This window comes from Streptomyces oryzae (assembly GCF_017676365.1).
Taxonomy (GTDB): Bacteria; Actinomycetota; Actinomycetes; order Streptomycetales; family Streptomycetaceae; genus Streptomyces; species Streptomyces oryzae.
In genome coordinates, this window is record NZ_JADKMA010000274.1 from 1 (window position 1) to 7416 (window position 7416).

The following is a 7416-nucleotide window of genomic DNA, read 5'->3' on the forward strand; positions in this document are numbered from 1 at the left end:
GGGGCTTACGGGCTGGGGGCCGGCGGTGGACGCTGCCCGGCGCGGGGCCGTGGCGGCGGCCGGCGGGTCGGTCCAGTAGCCCGTGGCCGCGAAGGGGTAGGTGGGGAGTCCGCCGAGCCGCACGGGGGTGCCCTGTGGGTAGAGCGAGGGCCAGGCGATCATGCCGCCCTCGGCCCACACGCGGGCCAGCTCGGCCGGCGGCCTGCCCTTGGCACGCTCGGCACGTACGGCGGAAGCGGGGCGCTTGGCCTCTCCGGTCAGCACGGCCGCGGTGTCGCCGGACCGCCACCGGCCGAGTCCGTCCACGACCTCCGCCAGGCTCTCGGCCACCAGCGCGAGCCGGAACCGCATCGGCTCCCGGCCGACCTGGCTGGTGTAGGCGACGCGCGCCAGGTCGAGATCCGGGTGGCCGCGCAGGAAGCCGATCCAGTTGTCGGCGGAGGCGGCCAGCTGCTCCCGGGTGCGCGCCGAGAGGACGAACAGCGCGGGTCCCGCGCCCGGCCCGGCCTCGGTCTCCGGGGCCTCCTCGACGACGACGTGCGCGTTGGCGCCGCCCGCGCCGATCCCGGTGATCCCGGCCCGGCGCGGCTGCCGCTGTCCGTGCACGCTCGGCGGCTCCCACGGCACGGGCGTGTCCGACAGCTCGAACGGCAGCTTGTCGCGGTCGATGGCGGGGTTGAGCTCCTTCGGCAGCCGGGTCGGCGGCATGGTGCGCTCGGTGAGCGCGAGGACCACCTTGGTCAGCTGCGCCATGCCCGAGGACGCCTCCCCATGGCCGATGTTGGGCTTGACCGAGCCGAGCCGGAAGCGGCCGGTGGCGCCCTCGCGCCCCCCGAACGCCTGGGTGACCGCGGTCATCTCCACCGCGTCGCCGATCTCCGTACCGTTGACGGTGGTCTCCAGATAGCTCACCGTCGCGGCGTCCACCTCGGCGCGGCGCAGCGCTGCGGTGATCACTTCCGCCTGGCGCTTGGGGCTCGGGCTGGTGAACCCGACCGTACGTCCGTTGTGGTTGACCGCGGTGCCGCGGATGACCGCGCGCACATGGTCGTTGTCGCGCTGCGCGTCGGCCAGCCGCTTGAGCACCACGACACCGACACCCTCGCCGGGGACGATGCCGTTGCCGCCGATACCGAAGGCGGGGCACTCGGGGCGGTTGGAGAGCATCTTGACCGCGCCCAGCTCGGCGTAGGTGGACGGGTGCAGATACAGGTTCACCCCGCCGACCAGCGCCATGGCGCACTCTCCGGACCGCAGGCTCTGCACCGCCTCGTGCAGGGCGACCAGCGCCGAGGAGCAGGCGGTGTCCACGGGCTTGCTCGGCCCGCCCAGGTCGAGCTGGTAGGAGACGCGGTTGACCATGTCGCCGAACGAGGTGCGCGGCAGGTCGACCCCGCGCTCCGGGCCGAGCCGGTCGAAGCCGAGCTTGGAGGCGCCGGCGAACACCCCGGTTGCCTTGCGGACCTTGGCGTCGAGGGCGTTCGGGCAGTACCCCGCGTCCTCCAGCGCCTTCCAGCACTCCTGGAGGAAGATCCGCTGCTGGGGGTCGGTGTTGCGGACCTCCTGCTCGGACATCCCGAAGAACTCGGCGTCGAACTGGTCGAAGTCCTCCAGGAACCCGCCCCACTTGGAGTGGCTCTTGGTGATGACCTCCATGCCCTGGGGCTCGGGGTCGTAGTGCTCCCGCCAGTCCCAGCGCCGGGCCGGGATCTCCCCGATGGCGGTGCTGTTGCTGGTGATCAGCTCCCAGTAGCGGCGTGCGTCCGGCGCCCCCGGGAAGCGCACGCTCAGACCGACGATCGCGATGGGGCCCTCGGTGTCGGCGCGGTCGGCGGTACGCGCGGCGGGAGCGGTACGCGGCACCGCCGCGCCAGTACGCGGCGCCGCGGGGCCGGACGTCGCGGTGGGTGCGGGGGCCGTGGTGGATGCGGGAGCGGTGGTCGGTGCGGCAGCCGTGGCCGGTGCAGAGGTCGCCGTCCGTGCCGGTGCGGGCGCTGTGGCCGGTGCTGCGGGCACCGCGCGCTGGGCGACGATGACGGCTTCCGGTGCGTCGTCCTCGTCCACGCCGGGCGGCAGCGGGTGGACCCGTATCTGCTCGAACCCGGCACGGACCAGGGCGGCGCGCCACTGGTCGGACGAGAACAGCGGTGAGTTGGGCAGTCCCTCCCGTTCCCGCCGCGGCCACCAGTCGGCCGTCAGCCCGAAGAGCATGATCGATGGCTCGGGTGCCGAGACGGCCTCGGTCAGCACCAGCGCACCGCCGGGCCGCAGCAGCGCGGCGGCTCCGGCCAGCGCGGCGTCCACGTCCGGGGCACCGTGCAGGACGTTGGCGGCGAGCAGCACATCCGCCTCGCCGGCCGGCGGCTGCGGCGCTCCGGCTGCCTCGGTGACATCGAAGACCGTGAAGTCGACAAAGCCGTAGTCGCGGCCGAACCGCTGCCTGCCGTGCTCGGTGAACCGGGACGACGCGTCCGTGTAGGAGTAGCGCAGCCGGTCGCCGAACGGGGCCAGCGCGGGCAGCACCCGGGCGGCTCCGGCGCCGGTCCCTGAGCCGAGCTCGACCACCGAGACGGCCGACGCCGTCTCCAGGCGCACGCGGGCGACCTCGGCCGCCACAGCGGCGACCACGTCCCCGCTGTCGGGGTGGCCGCCAGGCCGCTCGTCGTCGGCAGCCGCCGCCCCGTCGGGGAACAGGACCTCGGAGGCGGGGCGGCGTCCGGTCAGCACCTCCGGGTAGGCGGCAAGGCACCGGCGCAGCAGCAGCGCGGTCGGCTCCGCGGTGGGGAACTCCGCCACCAGCCCGGCGACCATGGAGTCGAGTTCGGACTCGGCCAGCTCGCGCAGCGGGTAGGCGGCCACCAGCCGCGCTCCTTCGCGGCGCAGGGTGCCGGCGGTGACGAGGATGTCGAGCAGCGCGTCGAACAGCCGCCGGTGCTCGTCCACCACCCCGAGCCGCGCGGCCAGTTCGTCCGGGCTGCAGGCTTCCCCCGCCGTGGTGAAGGCGCCCATCCGCCGGAGCGCGCCGGCGAGCATCCGCCGGGCCAGCAGGGTCAGCGCGTCCATGCCGCGCTGCACCGCGAGGCCGGCGCCCGGGTCGGCTCCGGCGAGCACGGCACGGGCCGCTGTGGACAGCCGCTCCGCCAGCTCGGCCGGGTGCTGCCCCTGCCTGCTGTCTGCCGTGGTGGTCGTGGTGGTCATCAACGGGTCACCGCCTCTGCGTACGGGGTGGCCGCGGCGATCCGGGCGCGGTTGCCCGCGCGCCTGGCCTCCAGGTCGGCCGTGCTGTCCTTGCGCAGCCGCAGCAGCAGATACGCCGCCGTCCCGCGTTCCAGCGGCACGGCCAGATCGGTGTGGAACCGCCAGCGGTCCCTGGCCACGGGGTCGAGGCCCGCGGTGTGCTGGTCGGCGTCGAAGTCGGCGAGGAAGTGGCCGACGCGCTCTGCCGCGTCGACCGCCTCGTCCAGTACGAACCCGGCGTCGGCAAGCTGGTCGGCCCACTGCTGGGCCGTGGGTATCGAGATGCCGAGCCGCTGGTCGGCCAGTTCGCCGCCGACGGCCAGGAACTCGGCCAGCAGCAGCCTGCCGCCCTCCGGCAGGACCGCAGCGGTCCTGGCCAGGTGGCCCGCCTTGTCGGCGATCAGGTGGCTGCCCTCGATGCCGAGCGCGACCTCGTGCTGGGTCGCGGGGTCGGTGTGCGCGACGGTGACCCGCGCGTCCAGGCCGTGCTCCTTGGCCGCCCGGGCGGCCGTCTCGGCCTGGGCCGGGTCCGCGGTGCGGATGTGCACCCGCAGGGCGCGGTGCCGCGCGGCCAGCCGCAGCCCGGCAGCGCCCTGGCCGCCGTACAGATCGGTCAGGCCGCCCACGCGGTCGAGCTGTTCGCCGCGCAGCAGCACATCGAGGAGCTCGGCCTGACGTTCGCGTACCAGCTCGGTGTCGTCGGGGTCGGCGTCCGGGTGGAACAGCACCCGGCTCGCGGAGAACCCGGTCTCACGGGCAGGGAACGGCGCCGTCCAGGAGGGGGCCGTGGGCCACTCGGGCACCGGCTCGGCGGGGTACGCCGCGGTGGAGGTGGTGGCGCCGGTTGCGGGCTGGGCCGCCGGGAGCGCGCGGCTCTCGGCGGGGAAGTCGGCCGCCAGGGACTCGGCAACCTCCGCCACACACCCGAACTCGAACAACAACGTCCGCGACGCATCCGGAAACACCTGCGCAATACGGTGATTCACCCGCGTACGCACCACCGAATCAACCCCGAACTCACCCCACGACCGCCACGGATCCACCTCCCCCACAAAACCCGCTTCCTCCGCCACCACACCCGACAACCAACCCACCACAACCCCAGCACCACCATCAGCCGGAGCAACAGGAGCCGGAACAACCGGAGCAGCAGGAGCCGGAGCAGCCGGAGCCGGTGCGGCGGGCTGCTGGGCGGCGGGTGCGGGGGCCGGGGCGCGCAGGGCTGTCCGGCAGTCGGCGGGGAAGTCGGTGGTCAGCAGATCCGCCACCTCGTCGATGGTGGGGAACTCGAACAGCAGGGTCCGGGAAGCGGACGGGAAGCGCTCGGCCAGATGGTGGTTGACCCGGGTACGGACCACCGAGTCCACGCCGAACGCGTCGAACCGCTCCCAGCGGTCGATGGCGGCCGGATCGATACCCACCTCGTCGGCGATCAGCCGCGTCAGCCACAGCGCCATCTCTTCGCGCAGCCCGCCACTTCCGGCACCGGCACCGGCCTGTGGCACGTCCTCCACCGGTTCGGCCACAGGTTCGGCCACCGGCTCGGTCGCCGGGACGGGCGCGGGAGCCGCCGGGGCCTGCGCCGCGGGGGCCGTCACAGCCGGCGCCGGGGTGGGCATCGCGGTGGTGCGGGGCGCCAGCCGGTCCTTGCCGTGGCGGTTGCGGGCGAACGGATAGCCGGGCAGCGGCACTCGCCGCCCGCCGGCGGTGGGCCAGTCGACGTCCGCCCCCTGGCACCAGGCCCTGCCGACCTCGGCCGGGGAGCCGCCCGCAGCGCGCGGGGCACCGGCGCCGGCCCGGCCCGTGACGGTGTGCGCCGTGGGGCGGCCGACGGCGAGCGCGCGCAGCGCGGTGACCAGTTCGGGCACCGACTCGGCCACCACGACCGCTCGTTCGTCCAGCGCCGCACGTCCCTGCTGGAGCGTGACCGCCACGTCGGCGAGGTTCGGCGGCTCCCACCGGGGCTGCCGCTCGTCCGGCTGCGCGGCCGGCGCCAGCGAGGCGACGAGACCGTCCACGGACGGCGCCTCGTAGAGCGTGTCCACGGTGACCTGCCGACCGGTCTGCCCGGTGAGCAGCTTGGCCAGCTGGGCGAGTTGGTGCGGCTCGGCGCCGTGGCTCTCCAGGTTCCGGTCCCCCCGCAGCCCGGTCGGGTCGATGCCCAGCAGGTCGGCGATGAGCCGGCGGAGGGTGTCCTGGCCGTCCTCCGTCCGGGGTGCGGATACCCGGTCGAGGTGGTCGGCCAGCCGACCGGCGAGCGCTGCGAGCCGCTCCGGGTCACGGGCCGACAGCGGCACCGCCACCGGGCCGTGGGCCCGGTCCTGCCCGGCCGTACGGGGCTGGGGCAGGTACTCCTCGACGACCAGGTGCGCGTTGGTGCCGCTGTGGCCCATCGAGTTCACGGCCGCCAGCCGCGGCACGCCCGGCGTCGCAAGCCAGGGCCTGCCGACCGCGTCGATGGTGATGCCCGAACCGTCCAGCTTGATCATCGGGTTGAGGGTGCGGAACGTGGGCAGGCCGGGGAAGCGCTCGTTGCGCATGCTCAGCAGCACCTTCACCAGGCCGATCGCGCCCGCGGCCGCGCCGGTGTGACCGATGTTCGCCTTGGCGGTCCCCAGGACGCACCCCTCGGGGTTGGGCCGGTGCCTGCCGAACGCGCGGACCAGCGCGCCCGCCTCGACCGGGTCGCCGAGTACGGTGCCGGTGCCGTGCGCCTCCACGTACCCGATCCGGGAGGCGTCGACGCCGTACCTGCGGTACACCGCGTCGATCAGCTTCTCCTGGGCCGGTCCGTTCGGCGCGGTGAGGCCGTTGCTGGCGCCGTCGTGGTTGATGCCGGTCGCCCGGATGACCCCGCGGATGTCGTCTCCGGCCGCCTCGGCGTCGGCGAGCCGCTTGAGCACCAGCACCGCCACGCCCTCCGCGAACACCGTGCCGTTGGCGGAGTTGTCGAAGGTGCGGCACTCGCCGGAGGGGGAGAGCACTCCCATGTCGGCGAGCAGGTTGAGCGAACTCTGGTCGAGACCGGCGTTGGCGCCGCCGGCCAGCGCGATGCCGCACTCGCCGGACAGCAGGCTCTGGCAGGCCATGTGGATGGCCACGATGGACGACGAGCAGGCGGTGTTGACGACGAGCGCCGGGCCGTGCCAGTCGAGGAAGTAGGACAGCCGCGCTGCGACCAGCGCGTCGGAGGCGCCGGTGAACGACTCGTGCAGATACCCGGCCGGCTCGGCCCCCACGAACATGCCGGTGTCGGAACCGGACAGCGAGAACGGGTCGATGCCCGCGTCCTCCAGGGCGTGCCACGCCTCCTGGAGCAGCAGCCGCTGGTGCAGGTTCATGGAGTCGGCCTCGCGCGGGTCGATCCCGAAGAACTCGGGGTCGAAGCAGTCGCGGTCGGTGATCACACCGCCCCACCGGTAGCCACGGGCACCCTCGCCGAGGATCTCCTGCGGCAGCTCGCCGACGCTCTTGCGCCCGGCGGCCAGGTTCTCCCAGAACGTGTGCACGTCGTCGGCCCCGGGGAACCTGCCCGCCATCCCGACCACCGCGATGTCCAGCGCGGAGGTGCGGGCCGGTGGCGGCTCCGATTCGGTGGCCGGGCCGGCGGTGAGGTAGCGATCCACGACGGATCGGAACTCGGTACTCGTCATCGCTGCCCTCCGGAGGCGTTGTCGACAAGGTCGGTGAGGTGGTCGGTCAGCCGGTCGATGGTGGTGTGGTCGTAGAGGAGCGCGGCGTCGAGTTCGAGTCCCAGTTCCTCGCCGAGCTCGGCCACGAAGGACATCCCCGTGATCGAGTCGACGCCGAGCTCGGCGAACGCGCGGCGGGGCGACAGCTCCCCGGGCGGCACCCGCAGTGCGCGGGCGAGCCGCTGCGTGGTGAGCGACTTGATCCGCTCCCGGTCGGCCCGCGCCGCCGGCTGCTCCGCAGCCGGCCCCTGACGCGGCTCGTCCACCGCGGGCCCCGCGTCCGGCGCGGGCCCCGCGTCCACCGCGGGGAGCGGCTGCGGCACCGCGCCTGGCGCCGCCGCCTGCGGCTCGGGCACCGCGTCTGGCGGCTGCGGCATCACGGACCCCGCAACTGGCGCCGCAACCCCCGCGTCCGGCACCGCGCCTCGGGGCTCCGGTGCCGAAGCGCGCAGCTGTGGCGCCGTGGGGGCTTCGCGGGGGGTGGGTG

General features: G+C 74.5%; 3 protein-coding genes. All 3 read right to left on the bottom strand.

Annotation, left to right across the window (positions count from 1 at the left end; translation table 11 throughout):
- Nucleotides 1-3198 (bottom strand): beta-ketoacyl synthase N-terminal-like domain-containing protein (locus tag ITI46_RS32085; protein ID WP_209243458.1); only part of this gene is annotated, 3198 nt, incomplete at its 3' end.
- On the bottom strand, nucleotides 3198-6890 hold the full coding sequence (locus tag ITI46_RS32090; RefSeq protein WP_209243459.1) for a beta-ketoacyl synthase N-terminal-like domain-containing protein: 3693 nt from the start codon (nucleotides 6888-6890) through the stop codon (nucleotides 3198-3200). The genes ITI46_RS32085 and ITI46_RS32090, both read right to left, overlap by 1 nt.
- A partial coding sequence (locus ITI46_RS32095) for an acyl carrier protein (RefSeq protein WP_209243460.1) occupies nucleotides 6887-7416 on the bottom strand: 530 nt, incomplete at its 5' end. The genes ITI46_RS32095 and ITI46_RS32090, both read right to left, overlap by 4 nt.